This is a genomic window from Streptomyces sp. NPDC099050, from assembly GCF_044759865.1.
Taxonomy (GTDB): domain Bacteria; phylum Actinomycetota; class Actinomycetes; order Streptomycetales; family Streptomycetaceae; genus Streptomyces.
In genome coordinates this window covers 30125-50031 of the sequence record NZ_JBIWAE010000041.1, presented here as the reverse complement: position 1 = coordinate 50031, position 19907 = coordinate 30125, and the positions used below count along the sequence as shown (strand labels likewise).

Annotated in this window: 17 protein-coding genes and 1 pseudogene; 7 read left to right on the top strand and 11 right to left on the bottom strand. The window is 74.2% G+C overall.

The genetic code is table 11. The annotated features are described in order from the left end of the window. Nucleotides 1-119: 119 nt before the first annotated feature. A complete protein-coding gene (locus ACIQV3_RS38420) occupies nucleotides 120-644 on the bottom strand; it encodes a hypothetical protein (RefSeq protein ID WP_403721384.1) in 525 nt (174 codons plus the stop codon). Nucleotides 645-787: 143 nt separating this feature from the next. After that, entirely contained in the window at nucleotides 788-2914 is a 2127-nt protein-coding gene (locus tag ACIQV3_RS38415; protein ID WP_403721382.1) for a PIG-L family deacetylase, read from the bottom strand. 734 nt (nucleotides 2915-3648) lie between these two features. Between ACIQV3_RS38415 and ACIQV3_RS38410 the strand changes: the two genes are divergently transcribed. Both ACIQV3_RS38410 and ACIQV3_RS38405 read left to right on the top strand, forming a co-directional pair. Continuing rightward, nucleotides 3649-4557: a patatin-like phospholipase family protein gene (locus ACIQV3_RS38410; protein ID WP_403721380.1), complete on the top strand. Its 909-nt coding sequence runs from the start codon at nucleotides 3649-3651 to the stop codon at nucleotides 4555-4557. A gap of 302 nt (nucleotides 4558-4859) precedes the next feature. After that, the gene (locus tag ACIQV3_RS38405; protein WP_403721378.1) at nucleotides 4860-6473 is read left to right on the top strand and encodes an alpha/beta hydrolase; all 1614 of its coding nucleotides are present in this window, start codon (nucleotides 4860-4862) and stop codon (nucleotides 6471-6473) included. Between the two features lie 161 nt (nucleotides 6474-6634). On the opposite strand, the gene ACIQV3_RS38400 is transcribed toward ACIQV3_RS38405, so the two are convergent. From ACIQV3_RS38400 to nadE, 3 genes are all read right to left on the bottom strand, one after another. Further along, nucleotides 6635-8206: an MFS transporter gene (locus tag ACIQV3_RS38400; RefSeq protein WP_403721376.1), complete on the bottom strand. Its 1572-nt coding sequence runs from the start codon at nucleotides 8204-8206 to the stop codon at nucleotides 6635-6637. A gap of 28 nt (nucleotides 8207-8234) precedes the next feature. Continuing rightward, the gene (locus ACIQV3_RS38395) at nucleotides 8235-8477 is read right to left on the bottom strand and encodes a hypothetical protein (protein ID WP_403721373.1); all 243 of its coding nucleotides are present in this window, start codon (nucleotides 8475-8477) and stop codon (nucleotides 8235-8237) included. A 129-nt stretch (nucleotides 8478-8606) separates the two neighbouring features. Beyond that, complete coding sequence (nadE, locus tag ACIQV3_RS38390) at nucleotides 8607-9437, bottom strand: ammonia-dependent NAD(+) synthetase (protein ID WP_403721370.1); 831 nt, start codon at nucleotides 9435-9437, stop codon at nucleotides 8607-8609. A 148-nt stretch (nucleotides 9438-9585) separates the two neighbouring features. Here nadE and ACIQV3_RS38385 point away from each other — a divergent pair, with 148 nt between their 5' ends. Together ACIQV3_RS38385 and ACIQV3_RS38380 are read left to right on the top strand one after the other, a co-directional pair. Beyond that, a complete protein-coding gene (locus ACIQV3_RS38385; RefSeq protein ID WP_403721367.1) occupies nucleotides 9586-10146 on the top strand; it encodes a PadR family transcriptional regulator in 561 nt (186 codons plus the stop codon). A 121-nt stretch (nucleotides 10147-10267) separates the two neighbouring features. Beyond that, nucleotides 10268-11998, top strand: a complete 1731-nt coding sequence (locus tag ACIQV3_RS38380) for an acyl-CoA dehydrogenase family protein (protein ID WP_403721365.1) — start codon at nucleotides 10268-10270, stop codon at nucleotides 11996-11998. 331 nt (nucleotides 11999-12329) lie between these two features. Here ACIQV3_RS38380 and ACIQV3_RS38375 read toward each other — a convergent pair whose 3' ends face one another. After that, nucleotides 12330-13448 (bottom strand): glycosyltransferase, encoded by a 1119-nt coding sequence (locus ACIQV3_RS38375; RefSeq protein ID WP_403721362.1) that lies wholly within the window; start codon nucleotides 13446-13448, stop codon nucleotides 12330-12332. Nucleotides 13449-13890: 442 nt separating this feature from the next. Between ACIQV3_RS38375 and ACIQV3_RS38370 the strand changes: the two genes are divergently transcribed. Next, nucleotides 13891-14052, top strand: a complete 162-nt coding sequence (locus tag ACIQV3_RS38370; RefSeq protein ID WP_403721359.1) for a hypothetical protein — start codon at nucleotides 13891-13893, stop codon at nucleotides 14050-14052. Here the strand turns inward: ACIQV3_RS38370 and ACIQV3_RS38365 are convergent. From ACIQV3_RS38365 to ACIQV3_RS38345, 5 genes and pseudogenes are all read right to left on the bottom strand, one after another. Beyond that, the gene (locus ACIQV3_RS38365) at nucleotides 14004-14840 is read right to left on the bottom strand and encodes an SDR family oxidoreductase (protein WP_403721357.1); all 837 of its coding nucleotides are present in this window, start codon (nucleotides 14838-14840) and stop codon (nucleotides 14004-14006) included. The two genes, ACIQV3_RS38370 and ACIQV3_RS38365, sit on opposite strands and share 49 nt — an antisense overlap. Before the next feature lie 226 nt (nucleotides 14841-15066). After that, nucleotides 15067-15609, bottom strand: coding sequence for a GNAT family N-acetyltransferase (locus tag ACIQV3_RS38360; protein WP_403721354.1), 543 nt, complete (start codon nucleotides 15607-15609; stop codon nucleotides 15067-15069). A 49-nt stretch (nucleotides 15610-15658) separates the two neighbouring features. Next, a pseudogene (locus ACIQV3_RS38355) lies at nucleotides 15659-16633 on the bottom strand (MFS transporter); the annotation flags it as partial. Then, complete coding sequence (locus tag ACIQV3_RS38350) at nucleotides 16576-16791, bottom strand: hypothetical protein (RefSeq protein ID WP_403721393.1); 216 nt, start codon at nucleotides 16789-16791, stop codon at nucleotides 16576-16578. The pseudogene ACIQV3_RS38355 and the gene ACIQV3_RS38350, both read right to left, overlap by 58 nt. 135 nt (nucleotides 16792-16926) lie before the next feature. Next, nucleotides 16927-17976, bottom strand: a complete 1050-nt coding sequence (locus tag ACIQV3_RS38345; protein WP_403721351.1) for an NAD(P)/FAD-dependent oxidoreductase — start codon at nucleotides 17974-17976, stop codon at nucleotides 16927-16929. Between the two features lie 129 nt (nucleotides 17977-18105). Between ACIQV3_RS38345 and ACIQV3_RS38340 the strand changes: the two genes are divergently transcribed. Further along, entirely contained in the window at nucleotides 18106-18729 is a 624-nt protein-coding gene (locus ACIQV3_RS38340; RefSeq protein WP_403721349.1) for a helix-turn-helix domain-containing protein, read from the top strand. A 114-nt stretch (nucleotides 18730-18843) separates the two neighbouring features. Continuing rightward, nucleotides 18844-19800: a class I SAM-dependent methyltransferase gene (locus ACIQV3_RS38335; RefSeq protein WP_403721346.1), complete on the top strand. Its 957-nt coding sequence runs from the start codon at nucleotides 18844-18846 to the stop codon at nucleotides 19798-19800. Nucleotides 19801-19907: the final 107 nt, after the last annotated feature.

Sequence of the window (19907 nt, the reverse complement as noted above, 5' to 3'; positions counted from 1 at the left end):
ACCTGGCACCTCGCCCCAGCCGACACATGACCACGAGGGGCTGCCCGGCCTCCGGCCGGACAGCCCCTCAACAAGATCTTCATCAGTCTTCTAGGGCCTATCGTCCGGCCCCTGCGGGGTCAGACGGGCCGTGTCCCCTCATCCGGCGGCGGCACGGCGCGGACGTGTTCCAGCGCGGACAGGAGCGCGCGGCAGGCGAGCCGTTCGGCCGTCAGCGCCTTGCCCAGCGGGGGGTGGTACGGATCCCGGAGCGCGCGCGCCCGGACCGCGGCGGCGCGGCGGAGTGCCCGCGTACGGTCCACCTCGTTGCGGGCGTCCACGGACGCGGCGTCGACGAGCCGGTGGTCGAGGACCTGGGCGAAGGCCCGCTCCAGCGGGACGTCGAGCCGGTCGAGGTCCTCGGCGCAGCGCTCGGGGGCGGCCCCCGAGCATCCTTCGTCCAGGGCCCGGGACAGTGAGCCCAGGGTCGCCCCGAGTTCCGGGTACCCCCAGGCCGGCGCGGTGTCGTTCCTGCATCCGGTGGCGAGGAACACCAGCACGACGACCGAGGTCGCGGCACGGACCGGCCCCGGCCCCCGGCGCACGCGCGCGGCGCCGGGAGCCGGGGCCGCGGGGTCCCTGCGCACGGGGGAGCACGAGGTCATGGGAGCCCCGATCGCGGGTCGAGTGGGGTGGGACGGGTGCGGGAACGGGGGCGGACCCGGGTCTGCCGCCCGGGGTCAGACGGCGGGTCCGGCTGCCGCCGGCCGGGACCGGCGCGATCCGCCGCCATCGTCGCCCGGGGTGCTCAGCGCTGCCACCCGGAGCCCGTGCCGTCGTCCGCCGCGTCCGCCGGCGGCGGGACCGCCGGGTACCAGGGGGAGGAGGGCGGACGGCTGCCGGGCGGCTCGGTGCCGGGCGGGGGAGCCGTCGTCACGTGCAGTGCGGCGTCGAGGCCGAGCACGGCGCCGACGGCCGAGCCGTCCGGTGCGGTCAGGGCCGTCGGGGCGCCCGTGTAGTGCATCTGGGACTCGTGCCAGGCCGGTCCGCCGTCCGTGACCGAGACGCCGACCGTGCCCGTGCCCGCGCGGCCCGTGAGCAGGCCCCCGGCGACACCGACGGAACCGTAGCCGCCCTCGCCGCCCTCCTCGGTGACCGGGGAGAACCGCGGTACGGTCCCGCCCGCGGTGACCAGGCTCGTGGCGACGGTGCCCGTGCCGGGCCGGCGGAAGCGCAGGGAGACGCCGTCTCCCCGCGGGCTCGCCGAGAGCGGCCCGGTGGTCGCCGGCAGCCCGGCCGGGACGGGGGCGCCGAAGGGGGCGTCCGGGGTCTGCTGGACCCAGGCCAGCACGCTCTGGGCCGTGGCCGCGTACACGTGGCGCCGCCCGGCCGCGTCCGTCGCGGTGACCGGGTCGCCCTGCAGGGCGGAGCCGCCCAGGGACTCCCACGCGCCGAAGGCGCCGTCGGGGGCCGACTGCGCGACCGCGCGCAGGGTGCGCCGGGAGTCGCGTACGTAGACGGTCATCCGGCCGGTACGGTCCAGCGCGACGGCCGGTGCGCTGATCGCCGAGGTGCCGGGCACGTCGTCCGTGTCCGGGGTGCCGAGCGACACCCAGGGGCCGAAGGCGCCGTCGGGCGCGGCCTGGACGCGGTGCACGACCTCGCGCCGGTACTCCTGGGGCGTGGCGCCCAGCGTGGTCCGGGTGCCGAAGACCGCGACCCTGCCGTCGGGGAGCCGGACCGCCGTCGCGCCGGTGTCCATCCCGGACCCGGCGAGGAACTCGGGCCCCTGCCAAGGGGCCTTGTCCGAGCCGCGGGTCCAGTAGGCCATCCGTCCGTCCAGCACGGTGAAGGCCCACAGCCGGCCGGAGGCGCCCTCGGTCATCCAGGAGGTGACGTCGCCCCGGCCGTAGCGGATGGTCCGGCTCCAGCCGGCGCCCGCGGGGCGCGTCGCCGTCTTGCGGTCCCCGCAGCCCGCGGGGCTGCCGCACCAGTTCTGGTGGTCGGCCCAGGCGTAGGTCTTGAGGTAGCCGAGCTTCTCCTCGGCGGCCTGCGGGTCGAGGACCGGGGGCAGGGCGCTGTTGGGATAGCTCACGTAGTTCTGGACCGAGAAGTGCGGCCGGTCCGTGGACTTCGCGTACCGCTCGGTGGCGGCCTGCACGAAGCGGGCCCCGTACATGTGGTCCTGGTGGTCGAGGAAGGCGCCACCGCTGCGCGACCGGCCGGGCGTCGGGTCCTGCGTCCGTATGGTCGTCGGCCGGTACCGCGCGAAGATCGCCGCTATGGCCTCGACGACCTGGTCCTTGTCGTACGAGAACGCTGTCTCGACCGGGGTCCCCGAGGTCAGCTGGGACCCCAGGGCGGGGACCTTGCCGTCCCACAGTCCGCGCAGACTGTCCGGATTGTTCCCGGAGATGCTGCGTGCCTCGCGCATCTGCATCCACACGAGGTTGACCTCGGGCCGTGCGACGAGGACGTCCACCTCGGCGCTGCCACCGCCGACGGTGGGTATGGAGCGGCGCTGCCAGGCGCTGGTGCGGTCGCCGGTGGCCATCTGCGCGTAGGCGGCCCGGATGCCGTTCTGCCGGGCCTCCGCGTAGGCGGCGCGGTCGGCGGGGCCCTTGGGGTCCTGGAGGTGCGGGCTGTGCGCCTCGTTGCGGCCGTCGGCCTCGCCGGAGGTGAGGTAGACGGTGGCGACCTTGATGCCCGTCGATATGGAGCGGCTCAGGTCGGGGTTCATGAAGAAGAGGTCGTCGTCGGGATGCGCGACCACCTGGAGGACCGTGCCCTCGGTCACGCCCGGGCGGAGCGCCGCCCCGGGGGCCGCCGACTCGGGCGTGGTCCCGTAACCGTAGGCCCACGTCGTCACGCCGACGGCGCCGACGGTGAGCGCGGCGAGCAGGCCCGCGGGGCGGGTGCGGCTGGCCAGGGACATCTACAACGCCTCGGGGGGATCGGTCGGACGGGTGCGGAACTGGGCTGCGGGGCGGGTCGGTGCCCCGTTGGCCCCACCGCTTGCCGGAGACGACCGGGCCCGATTATGCCTCGCGCGCGTGCGCCTGACACACCGTCGAGTCGACTATCGGGTGATACTTTCCGCTTTGTCGAAATAGCCTGAATTGGTGCGATTCATCCATGTGGAACGGAAGCGGAATTCCGCTTCGGCTCCGTCGGACCGGGCGGTCCCTGCCGAAGACGCCGGGCCGGCGCGGGCGGTGGCGTGCGAGGCCGAGGCCTTGGTGGGCGCGGTGCGAGCCGGGGCCTCGGCGCCCGACGCGGAGTCGGTGGCCGGGGGCGATCGTCCGGGGCGGCCGCGCGAGGGGAAGCGCCTTGCGTGTGAGCGGATCCACACGACGCGGACCACGAGGGCCCGGCCCCGGACGCCGAGTCCCTGTCGGCCGCGCTGCGCACGGCCCTGGCCCCCCGCGACCCGCGAGCCCGGGCGCCTGAGGTGGCCGGGCGCGGGTCGCACCGACGGGGCGAGGGGGCGACGGTCGCCGCGCGGCTGCTGCTCGACGGGGCCGGCCGGACCGCTTGACCTCAACTCCGGTCGAGGTCCTACCGTCGGTCCCGTTGGTCACCGATCACCGATCACCGATCACCGATCACTGATCACTGATCACTGATCACTGATCACCATCTGACGGCAGCGGACGAGGGGCGGACCCCGTGGACCTTGATACCGGAGCCGGCGTGGAGCGGGCACTCGTCCTGGGACCGGGCGGCCCCGTCGGTACGGCCTGGATGGCGGGCCTCGCCGACGGACTGCGCCGCGCCGGGGTCGACCTGGGCGGAGCCGACCTCGTCGTGGGCACGTCGGCCGGTGCGATCGTCGGCGCCCTGCTGGCCACGGGCCAGGACCCGGGACGGCTCGCCTCCCTCGGAACCCGCACCGGCCCACCCGCCCCCGCCCCCGCCCCCGCCCCCGGCGGAGGCGGCGGGTCGGACGCCGCCCGGCTGGGCGCCGTGTTCGCCGTGCTCGGGGAGGCCGGCCTGGAACCGGGTGAGGCCAGGCGGCGGGTGGGCCGGATCGCCCTGGAGCACGCCGACTCGGCATCGGGCCCCGACGCCGAGCGGACGCTGCTCGCGGGGCGGGCCGCGCTGATCGGAGCCGGCGGCTGGCCGGAGCGGCGGCTGCTGATCACCGCGGTGGAGGCGGCCACCGGCGAGCCCGTGGTGTGGGACCGTACGAGCGGTGTGCCGCTGGTCCGGGCCGTGGCCGCGAGCAGCGCCTTCCCCGGAGCCGAGCCGCCCGTCGCCATCGCGGGGCGACGGTACATGGACGGCGCCCTGCGCGCGGGGACGAACGCGGACCTCGCGGCCGGGGCCCGGACGCTCGTCGTCGTGGAGCCCATGGCGCACCTGTTCCCCCGCGAGCCGCTCGACGGGCAGCCGGCGTCCGCCGGGGTGCGGACCGCCGTCACCCTCGGGCCCGATCCGGACGCCGTACGGGCCTTCGGGCCGGACCTGCAGGACCTGATGCGCTGGGAGCCGGCGTACCGGGCGGGCCTGGCCCAGGCGGGCGCCGCGGCCGAACGGCTCCGCCCGGTGTGGAACACGGGATCCGGCACGGCCTGATGACGGGACCTCACTCCCGTGCGCGGCCCACTCGCCCCCACCGATGTCACGCGCCCGGTGAGCGGGCGGGGCCGGCCGAACCGGCCGGCCGTCATCCGGTCGGCCCACCCGGACGGCGGGCCGGCCGGACCGAACCCGCAGGCCGGGGCCGTGCGTTCCGCATCCCGCGGGGCACGGCGTCTATCCCGGCCCGGCCCGGGGATGGGAACCTGGCCCTGCCGCTCAGCCGAGCGCGGGCGCCCGCCCACCCCCGATCTGGTGTGCGCCCTTGCAGCCGGCCTTCCACCGAGGGAGTTCACCGCATGCAGACCCGTTCAGCCGATGATGCGCGCAAGCGAGTGGTGTGGGGGATAGCCCTCGTCCTGATCGCCGTCACCGCGCTCCTCGGAGCCGGGCCCGGGACCGCCGGGGCCACCACCCCGCCCGCCCCGCCCGTACCCGTACTGACCTGGGGTCCCTGCGCCGACGCCCCGGGCGCCGGCTTCGAGTGCGCGACCGCCCGGGTACCGCTCGACTACCGCCGGCCCACCGGAAGCACCATCCCGATCGCCGTCACCCGGCGGCTCGCGGCCGACCCGGCCCACCGCACCGGCGTCCTGGTGCTGCACCCCGGCGGACCCGGCAACTCCGGCGTGAACTTCGCCCGCAACAGTTATGCCGCCCTCCCCGCCGCCCTCCGGGACGGCTTCGACGTCGTCGGGTACGACATGCGGGGCGTGGGACGCAGCGGCCAGGCGGAGTGCTGGAACGACGCGGAGTACTCGGCCGCCGTCGACGCCGCGCGCGGAGTCCCCGGACCGGGAGCCCTGCAGACCGCCCTCCGGCAGGGCCGGGAGTTCGCCGCCGCCTGCCGGGAACGCGCCGGCGGGCTGGTGCCGTTCATCGGCACCGGGTCGAACGCCAAGGACCTCGACCTGCTGCGCCAGGCCCTCGGCGAGGAGACCCTCACCTTCTACGGCCGTTCCTTCGGCAGCTACGTCGGCACCGTCTACGCCGCCCAGTTCCCCCGGCGCGTGCGCGCCATGGTCCTCGACGGAGCCTACGATCCGCGCCGCTACGCCGACGTGCCCTACGCCTACGACGCCGCGCAGTTCGCCGCCCTGGACACGGCGGTCGGCCGGTTCCTCGACTGGTGCGCCCAGAACGCCACCGCCTGCGGATTCGGAGGGGGCGAGCCCCGGCAGGCCTTCGAACAGCTCAAGCGGGACCTCGACGCCGATCCCGTCATCACCGCGAGCGGGCGTCCGGCCACCGGCTACACCCTCGCCTACCGGCTGATGTTCAACATCAACTCGGGCAAGGAGATCTGGCCCTACCTGGGAGAGGCCCTGGCCCTGGCCCAGGCCCACAAGACCTCCTTCCTCCTCTCACCCCCCTCGCCGGGCTCCTTCGACTTCCTCAACGTCAACCTGGCCGTCGAGTGCGCCGACCGCGTCTACCCGGGCAGCCGGCTCCTCCTGGGCGCGCTGGTCGGCGCGGAGTCCGCCTCGGCGCCGCTGCTCGGGCCGCCCATCGGCCTGGGACCGCCCACCTACGACCACAACCACGCGCCCGCCTGCGCGCAGTGGCAGGCTGAACGCCCCAGCCGCTACGAGGGCTCCTACCGGGCGGCCGGTTCCGCCCCGATCCTGGTGCTCGGTACGACCGGTGACCCGGACACCCCGTACCGGGACGCCGTGGCCCTGGCCGGGACGCTGGACGCCGGCCGGCTCCTGACCTTCGACGCCGAGGGGCACACCGCCTACAACCGGAGCGAGTGCGTCAGCGCACTCGTCAACTCCTACCTGGCCACATTGGCCCTGCCCGCGCGGGGAGCCGTCTGCGCGGACGAAGCGCCCCCGGAGGCGCTCGGCCGCCGCACCACCGCTCCCGCGGCGGTCGACGAGACGAACGACGTGATCCCCACCCCGCGCTGACGGGGGATCCGCCTCAGCTCCCGGCCGCCCCCTGCCCGGCTCCGCCGGCGAGGGGTACGACCTGGGAGCCAGCGGCCCTCCCGAACCAGCGGACCCACCCAACCCGGCGAGCCCACCCGCCCCACTGGACCCGATGGCCCCGCGGTCCGTACGAGTCCCCGTCAGGGCGCCGGGGCCGGGACCGCCCCGGCCCGTACCTCGCGCCGGGGCGCGGGCGCCGGCGCGGTGACCATGACGGCGGCCGCGGCGGCGGCCAGGAGCATGATGCCGGCCGCCCACCAGAGCGCGATCCCGAAGCCGTGGACCACGGCCTGGGTCTCGATCAGCCGCCGCGCCGCGGAGGCGGGGGCGTGCGGGTCGGCCTGCGCAGGTCCGGAGAGGTGCGAGGCCGCGTAGGCCGTCGCGGCTGTGCTCGCGATGGTGTTGAGGAGCGCCGTTCCGATCGCCCCGCCCACCTGCTGGGCCGTGTTGAGCGTGGCCGAGGTGACCCCGGAGTCCCTGCGCGCCACGCCCTGGGTTGCCGTGGACATCACGGGCATGAAGACCAGGCCCATGCCGAACCCGAGCACCAGCATGGCGGGGAGCACGTGGGTGGCGTAGGAGGAGTCGACCCCCAGCCGCGTGAGGAGGACCAGGGCCAGGGTGGCCAGGAGGAGCCCGGGGACGATCAGCCGGCGGGGGGCGAGCCGGTCGAGGAAGCGCGCCGATACCTGGGTCGCACCGGTGATGATCGCCAGGGTCATGGGGAGGAAGGCCAGCCCGGTCCTGACGGGGGAGTAGCCGAGGACGAGCTGGAAGTAGTAGGTCATGAAGAGGAACAGGGCGAACAGGCCGATGGTGGCCAGCGCCATGGTGACGAGGCACCCGGCGCGCGTCCGGTCCCTGATGATGTGCGGGGGGAGCATGGGGTCGCTCGCCCGGGCCTGCCACCAGGCGAAGGCGGCGAGCAGGGCGGCCCCGCCGGCGAGCAGCCCGATGACCAGGCCGTCGGACCAGCCGCGCGGTTCGGCCTCGCTCAGCCCGTAGACGATGGCCACGAGGCCGCCGCACCCGAGCACCGCTCCCGGGACGTCGAGCCTCGCCCCCGTGCGTCCCGAGCCGTGCAGGACGGCGAAGGCGCCGATGATCGCGATCGCGGCGATGACCACGTTGACGTAGAGGCACCAGCGCCAGTTCAGGTACTCGGTGAGCAGGCCCCCGGCGATCAGGCCGACGGCGCCGCCGCCGCTCGCGACCGCGGCGAACACACCGAAGGCTTTGGCGCGTTCTCGTGGGGTGTCGAAGGTGGTGGCCAGCAGCGACAGCGCGCACGGCGCGAGGAGCGCCGCGAAGACGCCTTGCAGCGCCCGGGCCGCGAAGAGCATCCCCGGTCCGCTCGCGGCGCCGCCCAGGGCGGAGGCGAGGGCGAAACCGCTCAGGCCGATGACGAACGCCCTTCTGCGGCCGATGAGGTCGGCGATCCGCCCGCCGAGCAGGAGCAGCCCGCCGAACGCCAGCGAGTAGGCGGTGATCACCCACTGCCGGTTGCCGTCCGACATCCCCAGATCGCGCTGGGCGGAGGGGAGCGCGATGTTCACGATCGTCGCGTCGAGGACGACCATCAGCTGGGCCAGTCCGATGACGGCGAGCGCCCACCAGCGCCGGGGATCGGGCGGGCCCGCCGGTGCGCCGCCGGCCGGCCGGGGCGCGGCGGGCATCGGGCCGGAGGGTGTTCCGCTGGTGGCTGACGTCATGCCGTCAGCCAAACACGGATCGTGACGTTCAGCCCGCCTGGAGATCCGGCGGTGGGACCCGGCGCTCCCAGCCGGAACGGCCGGACGGGTGAGCGGGCCGGTGCTGCCGGTGGAGGCGGCGGGGGCGACCCGTCCTGGAGCCCGGCCCGGCCGCCGCCGCCCGCTGCAGGCGGACGTGGCGGCGGCGCAGGGCCGTGTACAGGGCAGCGGTGATCACGCTGGCGGCGCACCAGGCGACCAGGATCACGAGGATCGTACTGAGGACGGCCACGGGGACTCCTCGGGTGGGAAGGGCACCGCCGGGGCGAGCCGGGCACGGTGTGCTCGCCGTGACCGACCAGTACCCGGAGGAGGCGGACTTCACGCCCGCCGCCCCGGCGCGGGCACCGAAAGAGACCGCCTACGGCGCGATCGGCAGCTGCCGCTTGTGCTCGGTGAGACGGTAGCGGCGGACGATCGTGTCGAAGGCGCGCTCCCCGACCGGCTTGCCCTCCAGGAAGTCGTCGATCTCGTCGTACGTGACGCCCAGCGCGTCCTCGTCGGCCTTGCCCGGGTCGAGGGTCTCCAGGTCCGCCGTGGGCGTCTTCCAGACCAGCTCGGCCGGTGCGCCCAGGGCGTCGGCGCAGGCCCGTACCCGGCGCTTGGTCAGTCCGGTCAGCGGCACCACGTCGGCCGCGCCGTCGCCGAACTTGGTGAAGAAGCCGGAGACCGCCTCGGCGGCGTGGTCGGTGCCGACGACCAGGCCGTCGTGCGCGCCGGCCACCGCGTACTGGGCGATCATGCGCTGGCGGGCCTTGATGTTGCCCTGCACGAAGTCCTGGTGGTGGGCGTCCCGGAAGACGGTCCCGCCGGCCAGGGAGGCGGCCAGCGCCGCGTCGCTCGCGGGCTTCACGTCCACGGTCAGCACCCGGTCGGCGTTGATGAAGCCGAGGGCGAGCTGGGCGTCCCGCTCGTCGGCCTGGACCCCGTAGGGCAGGCGCATGGCGTAGAACACCGCCTCGTGCCCGGCCGCCCTGGCCCGCTCCACGGCGAGCTGGCAGAGCCGGCCGGCCGTGGTGGAGTCCACCCCGCCGCTGATCCCGAGGACCAGGGAGCGCAGGCCGGTGGAGGTGAGCCGCTCGGCGAGGAACGCCACCCGGCGCTCGATCTCGCGCCGGGCGTCGAAGCTCTCGGCCACCAGGAGCTCCCGGGCGATCTCCTGCTGCAGGGCGGTGGACGCCGGCTGACTCACGGCTGCTCCTCATGGTGGTTCGTCGGTTCGCGGTGCGACGGGATGCGCCGCGCTGTCCCGCCGACCCTAACCGAGCGCGCGGGTGAGCCGTGTCTCACCCGCGTGGCGGCGCTTGTCTATGCAACGAGTTGCATACAAGGATCGGGGCATGGCACTTGAGCACGCGATCCTCGTCTCCCTGCTGGAGCAGCCGGGATCCGGATATGAGCTGGCCCGTCGGTTCGACCGGTCCATCGGCTACTTCTGGACCGCGACCCACCAGCAGATCTACCGCGTGCTCAGCCGGATGGAGGGCGACGGACGGCTCGTCGTCCGCGAAGTGCCGCAGCGGACCCGGCCGGACAAGAAGGAGTACTCCGTCACCGCGGCCGGCCGCGCCGCCCTCTCGGCCTGGCTCCACGAGCCGATCCAGGCCGACACCGTCCGCCACGAGCTCGCCGTGAAGATCCGCGGCGCGGCCTTCGACGATCCGGCCGCCCTGATCCGCGAGGTCGAGCGGCACCACCGGACGCACGCCGACCGGCTCACGCACTACCTGGCGGGAGAGCTCCGCGATTTCACCGGACCGCAGGCTCCGGCTCCGGACCCCTCCGACGCCGGACGGGAGCTCCAGCACGTCGTGCTCCGCGGCGGCATCGCCTACGAGCGCATGCAGCTCGCATGGCTGGAGGACGTACTGGCCACCCTCCACCGCCTGGCGTCCCCCTGACCCGGCGCGGCGCAGCCCCTCCCGCCCGCTCCTCTCCTTCGTCACCCCTCATCCTCCGAATCCTCCGAATCCTCCGAATCCTCCGAATCCTCCGAATCCTCCGACCGGAAGGCGAACGCCCATGAGCGACCAGCTGCTGTTCAACCCGCGCACCTACGACCCCGCGCACTTCGACCCCGAGACCCGCCGGCTGCTGCGCGCGACCGTCGACTGGTTCGAGGAGCGCGGCAAGCGCCGGCTGATCGAGGACTACCGCACCCGCGCCTGGCTGGGGGACTTCCTCGCGTTCTCCGCGAAGGAGGGCCTCTTCGCGACCTTCCTGACCCCGGAGCCGGCCGCCGGCCAGGAAGGGCCCGACAAGCGCTGGGACACCGCGCGCATCGCCGCCCTCAACGAGATCCTCGGCTTCTACGGCCTCGATTACTGGTACGCGTGGCAGGTCACCATCCTCGGTCTCGGCCCCGTCTGGCAGAGCGACAACGCCGTCGCCCGCGACCGCGCCGCGCAACTCCTGGACGCGGGCGAGGTGTTCGCGTTCGGCCTGTCCGAAAAGACCCACGGCGCGGACATCTACAACACCGACATGCTGCTGGAGCCGGATGCCGACGCGGCCGGCGGCTTCCGGGCCACCGGCTCGAAGTACTACATCGGCAACGGCAACGCCGCCGGCCTCGTCTCCGTCTTCGGCCGCCGCACCGACGTCGAGGGCCCGGACGGCTACGTCTTCTTCGCCGCGGACAGCCGCCACCCCGCGTACGACGTGGTGAAGAACGTCGTCGACTCCTCCAAGTACGTCAGCGAGTTCCGCCTCACGGACTACCCGGTCGGCGCCGAAGACGTCCTGCACACCGGCCGCGCGGCCTTCGACGCCGCCCTCAACACCGTCAACGTGGGCAAGTTCAACCTCTGCACCGCCTCGATCGGCATCTGCGAGCACGCGATGTACGAGGCGGTGACCCACGCGCAGAACCGCATCCTCTACGGCCGCCCCGTCACCGCCTTCCCGCACGTGCGCCGCGAGCTGACCGACGCGTACGTCCGCCTCGTCGGAATGAAGCTCTTCAGCGACCGCGCCGTCGACTACTTCCGCTCCGCGGGCCCCGACGACCGCCGCTACCTCCTCTTCAACCCGATGACCAAGATGAAGGTGACCACGGAGGGCGAGAAGGTCATCGACCTGATGTGGGACGTCATCGCGGCCAAGGGCTTCGAGAAGGACACCTACTTCGCCCAGGCGGCCGTCGAGATCCGCGGCCTGCCCAAGCTGGAGGGCACGGTCCACGTCAACCTGGCGCTCATCCTCAAGTTCATGCGCAACCACCTGCTGGAACCGGCCGACTACGCCCCCGTCCCCACCCGCCTCGACGCGGCCGACGACGGCTTCCTCTTCCGCCAGGGACCGGCCCGCGGCCTGGGATCCGTACGGTTCCACGACTGGCGCCCGGCCTACGAGGCGTACGCCACCGTGCCCAACGTCGCCCGCTTCCGCGCCCAGGCCGACGCCCTCTGCGCGTTCGTCGAGACCGCCGCACCCGACGAGCGGCAGAGCCGCGACCTCGACCTCCTCCTGGCGGTCGGCCAGCTCTTCGCCCTGGTCGTACACGGTCAGCTCGTCCTGGAGCAGGCCCGCCTGACCGGACTGGACGAGGACGTGCTCGACGAGCTGTTCGGCGTCCTCGTACGGGACTTCTCCGCGCACGCCGTCGAACTGCACGGCAAGGACTCCGCCACCGCGGACCAGCAGGCCTGGGCCCTGGGCGCGGTCCGCCGCCCGGCCGTGGACGCGGACCGATCGGCGCGCGTGTGGGCCCGGGTGGAGGCCCTGGCGGGGGCGTACGAGATGAAGCCCTGACGCTCGGCACGAAGTCCTGCCCGCCCGGCGTCAGCCCGGTGGTCTGCGGGAGCAGGGCCCGCAGGGCCCTCGCCGCACCCGCGGCACCGGGGGCCGGCGCCGCGGGTGCGTCGGTCGTGATCGCCGCGATGACGGCTTCCCTCGCCGGCCGGGAGACGCTCGGGGCCCGGCGGTCCTCGGGGTGGCGATGAGCGCGAGCGTGGCGCTGATCGAGGACACCGGCGTCGACCACCGGGCGCTGGCCATGCCCTTCTTCATGGAGAACCGCCTGGGCTAGCCGGGGCCATCGCGGAGGGTGCCTTCCTCACGGCGAACGCCGTGGCCTCCCGACCTAGCCGATCGCCTCGAAGGAGGCGACGAGGTCGGCCGGGGAGGGGAGCGCGGCGATCTCCGCCCGGGTGGCCGCGGCCGCCTTCCGGACGGCTTCGTCGGTGAGCAGCCGGCCGAGCAGGTCGGCGTCCACCTCGGCGCCGGTCGCGCGGAGGGCGAAGCCCAGGTCGGTGGCGGCGTCGGCGTTGATGAAGTGGTCCGCGCCCTGCGGGAGGATCAGCTGCGGGACGCCCAGAGCGGCGGCGGTGAGCATGGTGCCGGAGCCGCCGTGGTGCACGATCGCGTCGGCGCCGTCCAAGAGCTGCGCCAGGGGCACCCAGGGCAGCGCCCGGACGTTGCGGGGAAGCGTGCCGAGCGGGCTCAGATCGGTTTCGCCGACGGCGAGCAGGAACTCCGCGTCGACCGACGCGGCTTCGGAGACGACCCGGGCGACCGGGTCGACGCCCGCGAACGCGGTCACCACGGTCCCGAGGGTGATGGCGATCCGGGGCCGGGAGCCCCGGGCCAGAAGGTCGCGGGGAACGGTGCCGCCCCCGTTGAACGGGGTGTACCGGACGCGCCAGCCGGTCCCGTCCCCGCCCAGGGACGGGGGTATGACGTCGAGGACCGTGCGGGTGGCCGGGCCTTCGACCCCGCGGGCCGTGTACTCGTCCGTCAGCAGGCCGGCGAGCCGGCCGACCATGCCGAGGCCGGACATCACGCCGAAGTTGTGGACCACGGCCGGTATGCCGAGCGCCGCGGAGACCAGGGGCGCGGCGGCCTGGAAGGCGGCGTGGACGATGACGTCCGGCCGCCAGGCCGTGGCGAGGGCGAGGAGGTCGTCGATGGTGACCCGCCCGTGTTCGGCGAAACCGGCCGCGGCCTGCCGCTCGGTCTCCTCGAAGCTGTTGCCGTCCGTGACGAACTGGAGGTCCGCGCCGTTCGCGGCGCGCTTGAAGGCGTCCATCAGCGTCGAGCCGTCACCGATCTCGACGGTGGGCAGGCCGGCCTGCCGCACCTGGTCGTACGGGGCCGAGACCGCGAACAGCACCTGGTGCCCGGCGGCCTGGAGGGCCTGAGCGGTCGGCACCATCGGGAACAGGTGGCCCACCGAAGCGGGGCCGGTGAAGAGGATGCGCACGCTATGACTCCTTGGGTGGGGCCCCGAATCACCGCGTGGACAGGGCTCCTTGAGGGTTCTGGCACCTGTTCGAACGAACCCGCTCTCGTCTCGGTTTCCCTGCAGATGATCGAATTTCGGACGATTCTGCAGCGCGACCCACCTTCCGGAGGCGGACCGGACCTGCGCGGGCACAACTACTACCAGGACCAGGACCAGGACCAGGACCAGGACCAGGACCTGCCCGAGCCCTCGGACTGGACCGGAGTCCTGCGCGGCAACCAGCACCGCAAGGACGCCGAGCGGCAGGTCGTCAACCTGCCCGCCGACGCGATCTACCGCCACCTCGGCTGCCGCAGCACGGCGGAGTACAGGCCCCGGATCCGGTCGACCAGCAGCCGCGCGCCCCGTTCCTGCACCCGGCGCCCAGCGGCACCGCGGCGCCCCTCGACGGGTGGCCTCCGTGCTGGACCAGATCGCGGACCACATCCGCGAAGCGATGGCGCCGGGCCGGCAGATGCGCCCGCAGTCCTTCCGCCAGTGGATCCGCGGCATCGACCAGGGCGCCGCCCGCCGTCAGGCCTGCGGCGGCGGGCCCTGTACGAGCAGGCGGGCCGCGGCGTGATCGGCGCGGTCCACCTCCTCCGCCGCGTCGATGTACCCGTAGGCGTCGTCGCCGACGGGGATCCGCAGGGGCGTCGGGCTCTCGGCGGCGACGATGTCCAGGACCCGCTCGGCGAAGTACTCCGGGCGTCCGGTCTCGGGGCTGTCCGCGAGGCCCCGCGCCCCTTCGAGCATCTCGCGGTTGGTGGCGTCGTAGGCGGGCACCCGATGGGCGGCTTCGGCCATGGAGGTTCCGTAGCGCGTCGCGAACATGCCCGGTTCGACGACGGTGACGCGGATGTTGTGCGGAGCCGCCTCCATGGCGAGGGTCCGGCTCATGCCTTCGAGGGCGTGCTTCCCGGCGGTGTAGGCCGCGAGTCCCGGGAAGGCCATCCGGCCGACCACGGAGGAGACATTGAGGATGTGGCCGTGCCCCTGGGCGCGCATCAGCGGCAGGACGAGCCGCGCGAGCCGCCAGGGGCCGACGACCAAGGTCTCCAGCTGGTCGCGTAGTTCGGAGTCCGAGACCTCCTCGACCGCGCCGAACAGCCCGACGGCGGCGTTGTTGACGAGGATGTCGATGCCGCCGAGGCGCTCCGCCGCGGTGCGCACCGCCTCCTCGCAGGAAGCCTCGTCCCGCAGTTCGAGCGGGATCGGGACGATCCGGCCGGGCCAGGCGGCCGCCAGGTCCTCCAGGTCGGCGGTCTTGCGCGCGGTGACGGCCAGTTCGTCCCCGGCCCGGGCCGCCGCGGTGGCCAGCGCGCGTCCGAGCCCCGAAGAGCATCCCGTGACCAGCCAGCGTCGTCCCATGGTTCCCCCCGTGATGGCCGAATTGCTGCGGATGGTGGCGGCAGTTCATGTTCGGGGCGGCCACGGCCCGGGGCCATCCCCGCTGCGGGGGCGCGCGGAGGCGCGCGGGCGCACGTCAGGGCGCGCGCACGCGCCAGGCGCGGCCGTGCAGCCGGGCGCGGCCGTGCAGCCGGGCGCGGCCGGCAGTCGGGCGGGGCCGGCAGCGGGGATGACGCGGACCGGACCCCTACGCGGCCGGGCCGCCGCCGCCGCGAGCCCGGGCGGCGCGGCGCAGCATGGAGCGGGCCGGGTCCTGGGGGGAGTGGGAGGCCGCCGCGGTGTGCTCCCGCGGGTTCGGGCGGACGAAGAGGGTGACGGTGACCTTCTCGGTGAACCCGGTGCGCCGCATCATCGCGGCGGAGGCCGCGTTGCCGCTCTCCACGTCGGTGATGATCCGGGACGCCCCCGCGGCGAAGAGCGCGGTGCAGCAGTGCTCGACCAGGGAGCTCGCGACCCCCCGGCCCCGGGCGCGTTCCTCCAGCGCGATCCACTCCAGGTAGCCCCAGTCCTCCCGCTCGTCGTAGGACAGCGACCCGAGGACGAAACCGAGCAGCCCCTCCTCGTCGCGGGCGATCCAGCAGGCGTCCGGCTGGGCGTCCCAGTGCGCGGCCACGGAGGACAGCGACCAGGAGGTGTAGGGCATCGCCTTCACGTCGAAGGACCGGTAGCCGAGATCGAGAACGGCATCGAGGTGGGTCAATCGCAGCGGGAGGATCTCGACTTCACTCATGAGAGGGATGATGACATAGCCGGATATCTCTCCCCGTGATCTCTCCCCGTCACCTCGTGGAGAAGACCCCGGGGTCCGTCGTACGGTCCGCGGCCGGGGCCAGGGCCGGATCCAGGGCCGGCACCGGGGCCGGGGCCGGGCCCTTCGGGCCGAGGGCGAGCACGTAGAGGAACCGGACGCCCATCACGGCCACCCCCGCCCACATGGCCTGCTGCCAGCCCTCGACGAGGGACAGTCGAGCGGCGTCGAGGAGGGCCTGCGCCCCGGCGCCCGCGCCGTCCGCGGCCCCGACGGCGTTGGCGACGCCCTCCCGCGCGGCGTCGACCGCGCCCCGGGGGGATGCCGTCGAGCCGCCCGTCGACGGCGCTGCGGTACCGGGCCGACAGGAGCGCGCCGAGCAGGGCCACGTCCAGCGCGGTGCCGAACTCGCGGGTGACGTCGCTGAGCGCGGAGGCCACGCCCTGGCGCTCCCGCGACAGCGAGCCAGTGATGGCCTCGGTGGAGGGCGTCATCGCCAGGCCCATCCCGACGCCCATGGCGAGCATGCCCGGAAGGACGGACAGGTAGCCGCGGTCGACGGAGACGATGCCCGCCACGAGGGCGAGGCCGGCGCCCGCCAGCAGGATGCAGGTCGCCATGGTCGCGCGCACCGATGCGCGAGGTCAGCCGGGGAGCCAGGCCGGAGGCCGCCATCACGGCCACGGCCACGGCCACGGCCACGGCCACGGGCATCAGCGCGAGCGTGGACTTGAGGCCCGAGCCAGCCCAGTACGGCCTGGAGGAAGGGGCGCATCACCACGAAGATCCCCGCCTGCACGCCGAAGACCGTCAGGAGGGTCAGCGAGCCGCCGGCCAGTCCGCGCTCGCGGAACAACCGTAGGTCGAACAGCGCACCGTCCCGGAGCCGCAGCTCCCAGGCCACGAAGGCGACGGCGGCGAGCAGGCCGGCCACAGCGATGACGGAGGTCAGTGCGCCGATGGTGTCGAAGGGGTGCCGCGGGGTCTCGCGGGAGTCGGGGACGCTGCTCCGCGGGCGCCGAACCCGACGGCCAGGTCGGGCTGCGCGACGTTCAGCCCGGAAACCGAGGCCGTGCCAGCCATCAGCGCGATGCAGACGCTGATCAGGATGGTGCGCAGCCGGCGCGCGTCCGGGCCGTCCCCGCCGCGGGCGGGGCCGGGCACGTCGGAGGCTGCCGCCGGTGCGGGCTGGTTCGTGCTGATGGGTTCCTCTCGGAAAAGGGCATGCGGAAGGCAGCGCCGGACCAGGTCCGGCGCTGCCGGGGAGAAATGGGGGGCGGGCCCTAGCGCGCGCCCGCGTCAGGCGGTGGTGGCGGCTGCGGTGTTCCCTGCCGGAGCGGGGGCCGCCACGGCCGCGTCGGTGTCGGCGACGGCGAGGACGGCGTTGATGTGGGCGCCGGCCAGCGCCCCGGCCGCGGCGGAGGCTCCGACCTGGGCCATCGGGTCGGTGACGTTGCCGGCCACCCACACCCCCGGTACCGCGGTGGCTCCGGCCGCGCCGGAGGCGAAGCGGCGGCCGCCGCCGGGCACGTCCTCCATCGGCAGGCCCAGGCCTGCCAGGCCCTCGGTGCGGGCCACGAGCGTGGTCGCCACCGCGAGGACGCGGCGGTCGACGATCTGGCCGTCGGCCAGGCGCACCCCGCGGATGCCGCCGTCACCGTCCCCTACGACCTCTTCGGCCGGGGTGTCGACGACCCGGATGCCGCGTGCGGCGAAGCGCGTACGGGTCTCGGCGTCGAGCTCCGTGCCGTGCGCGAAGTAGACGAGGTCGTCGGTGAGCTGTCGGAACAGCAGGGCGTGGTGGAGCGACGCGGGGCCGGTGGCGAGGACGCCGATCGGCTCGTCGCGCACCTCCCAGCCGTGACAGTAGGGGCAGTGCACCACGCCGCGGCCCCACTGCTCCGCCAGTCCGGGCAGTTCGGGCAGTACATCGCGCAGACCGGTGGCCACCAGCAGGCGGCGCGCCGTCAGGAGGCGGCCGTCGGCCAGCGTGACGGTGAAGCGCAGGTCGCCGTCGGCGGACGGAGCGGCGTGCTCGGCGGCGCGGACCTCGCCGGTGACGACCCGGCCTCCGTAGCGGCGTACTTCTTCACGGCCGCGCCCGTACAGTTCCGCGGGCGGGGTGCCGTCCAGGCCGAGCAGGCCGTGCACGCCCTCGGCGGGCGCGTTGCGGGGGGTGCCGCTGTCGATCACGACCACCGAACGGCGGGAGCGGGCGAGCATCAGCGCACCGTTCAGACCGGCGGCGCCGCCGCCGATCACCACGGCGTCGACGGTCCCGCCCGGCAGGGCGTCGGTGGCGGGTGCGGTCGTGTGCGCGGTCGTGTGTGCGGCAGTCATCGCGGACATGTCGTCGGTTCCTTCCTGGTGTTCCTTCGTACCGGCCCGGTGGCTCGGGATGGTCCGGGACGGTCCGGGGCCGGCCGTCTGCAACACGACGCTAACCGGAATTTGCAGCACGGGCATACAATGTTGCGTATGACGCAAGAAGACGGTGACCTGGACAGCCTCGTACGCAAACGCATCCGCGCGCTGCGGGTGGCGCAGGGCTGGTCCCTGGAGGAGCTGGCCGTGCGGGCCCGGCTCAGCCAGTCCACGCTCAGCCGCATCGAGAACGGCCAGCGCCGCCTGGCGCTGGACAGCCTCGTCACGCTCGCCCGCGCGCTGGACACCACCTTGGACCAGCTCGTGGAGACCGCGACCGACGACGTCGTCACCAGCCCGATGATCGACGCCGCCCGCGGGCAGATGCGGTGGCCGATCAAGGGCGAGCCCGGTATGACCGTCATCCGCCAGCGCATGACCGAGCCGCCGCCCGACAACCCCTCCCGCATGCGCGCGCACCCCGGGCGTGAATGGCTCGTGGTCCTGTCCGGCACCGCGATCCTGCTGCTGGGGCACCGCCGCTTCCGCATCGAGGCCAACCAGGCCGCGGAGTTCCCGACGATGATGCCGCACGCGATGGGCGCCGACGGCGGACCCTGCGAGATCCTGGGGATCTTCGACCGGGATGCCCGGCGAGGCCATCAGCGGGACGGCGCCGGCGGTGACGGCGCGGGCGACGGGAGCAACGGGAGCGAGGAAGGCGCTGCTCAGGGGTAGCGGCCGGGGAGCCCGAAGCGGGCATCTTGCGCGTTCGGGGGGCCGGGAGGCCATCTTCTTGCCTAACCGGCAAGAGTTGATGCGGCAAGCGCATGAGCCTCCTACGGTGGGGCTATGACCGACGCACAGCACGCACCCCAGCACGGCGACCACGGCGACCACGGCGAAGTCCACCAGGGCCACGGCCAAGGCCACGATCACGGCCACCACGGCCAAGCGCGGCACGGCCACGATCACGGCCACGCCCATCACGACACCGAGGCCGACAGTCAGGCGGAGATCCTCGACCTGGACGCCGAAGTCCTCGCCGGGCACATCGCCGACATCACCACGTGGCTGCCCCTGAACGAGCCCCCTCGCCACATCGTGGACCTGGGCTGCGGCACGGGAGCCGGCACCTTCGCCCTGCTCGACCAGTTCCCCGACGCGCGGGTCACGGCCGTCGACTCCTCGGCGGCGCACCTGCAGCGCCTGAGGGAGAAGGCCTGCGCCCGGGGCGTCGAGGACCGGGTCCGCACCGTGCAGGCCGACCTCGACGAGACCGCGTGGCCCGAACTCGGGACGCCGGACCTGGTGTGGGCCTCGGCCTCGATGCATCACATGGCCGACCCTGACCAGGCCCTGCGCACGGTCCGGGAACTACTCGCCCCCGGCGGCCTGTTCGCCGTCGTCGAGCTGGCGGGGTTCCCCCGGTTCCTGCCCGCGGACGCCCCCGAAGGCAGGCCCGGCCTGGAAGACCGCTGCCACACCGCGAGCGAGAGCTACCACGCCGAGCACGTGCCCCACCGCGGCGCCGACTGGGGTCCCAAGCTCACCACGGCCGGATTCACCCTCGAAGGCGACCGCACGATCAACGTGAACATCGAAGGCTCGCGCAGCGAGGCGGTCGGCGCGTACGCCCTCGGCGGTCTGCGGCGCCTTCGTCGCAGCATCGTCGACACCCTCCGGCCCGAGGACCTCGCCGCCCTCGACCGGCTGCTCGACACCGACGGCTCCGGGAGCATCCTGCGCCGCGAGGACCTCGCCGTACGGACCGAGCGCACCGTCTGGGCCGCACGCCGCAAGGACTGATCCGTGCCGTAGCCGTAGCCGCGTAGGGCATGCACCGGGCGACTCCGCCCCGCCGGCTCGGTCCCGCGACGCGACGCCTCCCGCCGGGGTGTCGCGCGCGGACCGGC

Excerpts from the sequence above, each read along its gene's own strand:
- ACIQV3_RS38365 (WP_403721357.1), bottom strand. The coding sequence starts at position 14,840 with ATGGGACGACGCTGGCTGGTCACGGGATGCTCTTCGGGGCTCGGACGC.
- ACIQV3_RS38400 (WP_403721376.1), bottom strand. The coding sequence starts at position 8,206 with ATGACGTCAGCCACCAGCGGAACACCCTCCGGCCCGATGCCCGCCGCG.
- ACIQV3_RS38385 (WP_403721367.1), top strand. The coding sequence starts at position 9,586 with ATGGCACTTGAGCACGCGATCCTCGTCTCCCTGCTGGAGCAGCCGGGA.
- ACIQV3_RS38405 (WP_403721378.1), top strand. The coding sequence starts at position 4,860 with ATGCAGACCCGTTCAGCCGATGATGCGCGCAAGCGAGTGGTGTGGGGG.
- ACIQV3_RS38335 (WP_403721346.1), top strand. The coding sequence starts at position 18,844 with ATGACCGACGCACAGCACGCACCCCAGCACGGCGACCACGGCGACCAC.
- ACIQV3_RS38340 (WP_403721349.1), top strand. The coding sequence starts at position 18,106 with ATGACGCAAGAAGACGGTGACCTGGACAGCCTCGTACGCAAACGCATC.
- ACIQV3_RS38420 (WP_403721384.1), bottom strand. The coding sequence starts at position 644 with ATGACCTCGTGCTCCCCCGTGCGCAGGGACCCCGCGGCCCCGGCTCCC.
- ACIQV3_RS38380 (WP_403721365.1), top strand. The coding sequence starts at position 10,268 with ATGAGCGACCAGCTGCTGTTCAACCCGCGCACCTACGACCCCGCGCAC.
- ACIQV3_RS38415 (WP_403721382.1), bottom strand. The coding sequence starts at position 2,914 with ATGTCCCTGGCCAGCCGCACCCGCCCCGCGGGCCTGCTCGCCGCGCTC.
- ACIQV3_RS38360 (WP_403721354.1), bottom strand. The coding sequence starts at position 15,609 with ATGAGTGAAGTCGAGATCCTCCCGCTGCGATTGACCCACCTCGATGCC.
- ACIQV3_RS38345 (WP_403721351.1), bottom strand. The coding sequence starts at position 17,976 with ATGTCCGCGATGACTGCCGCACACACGACCGCGCACACGACCGCACCC.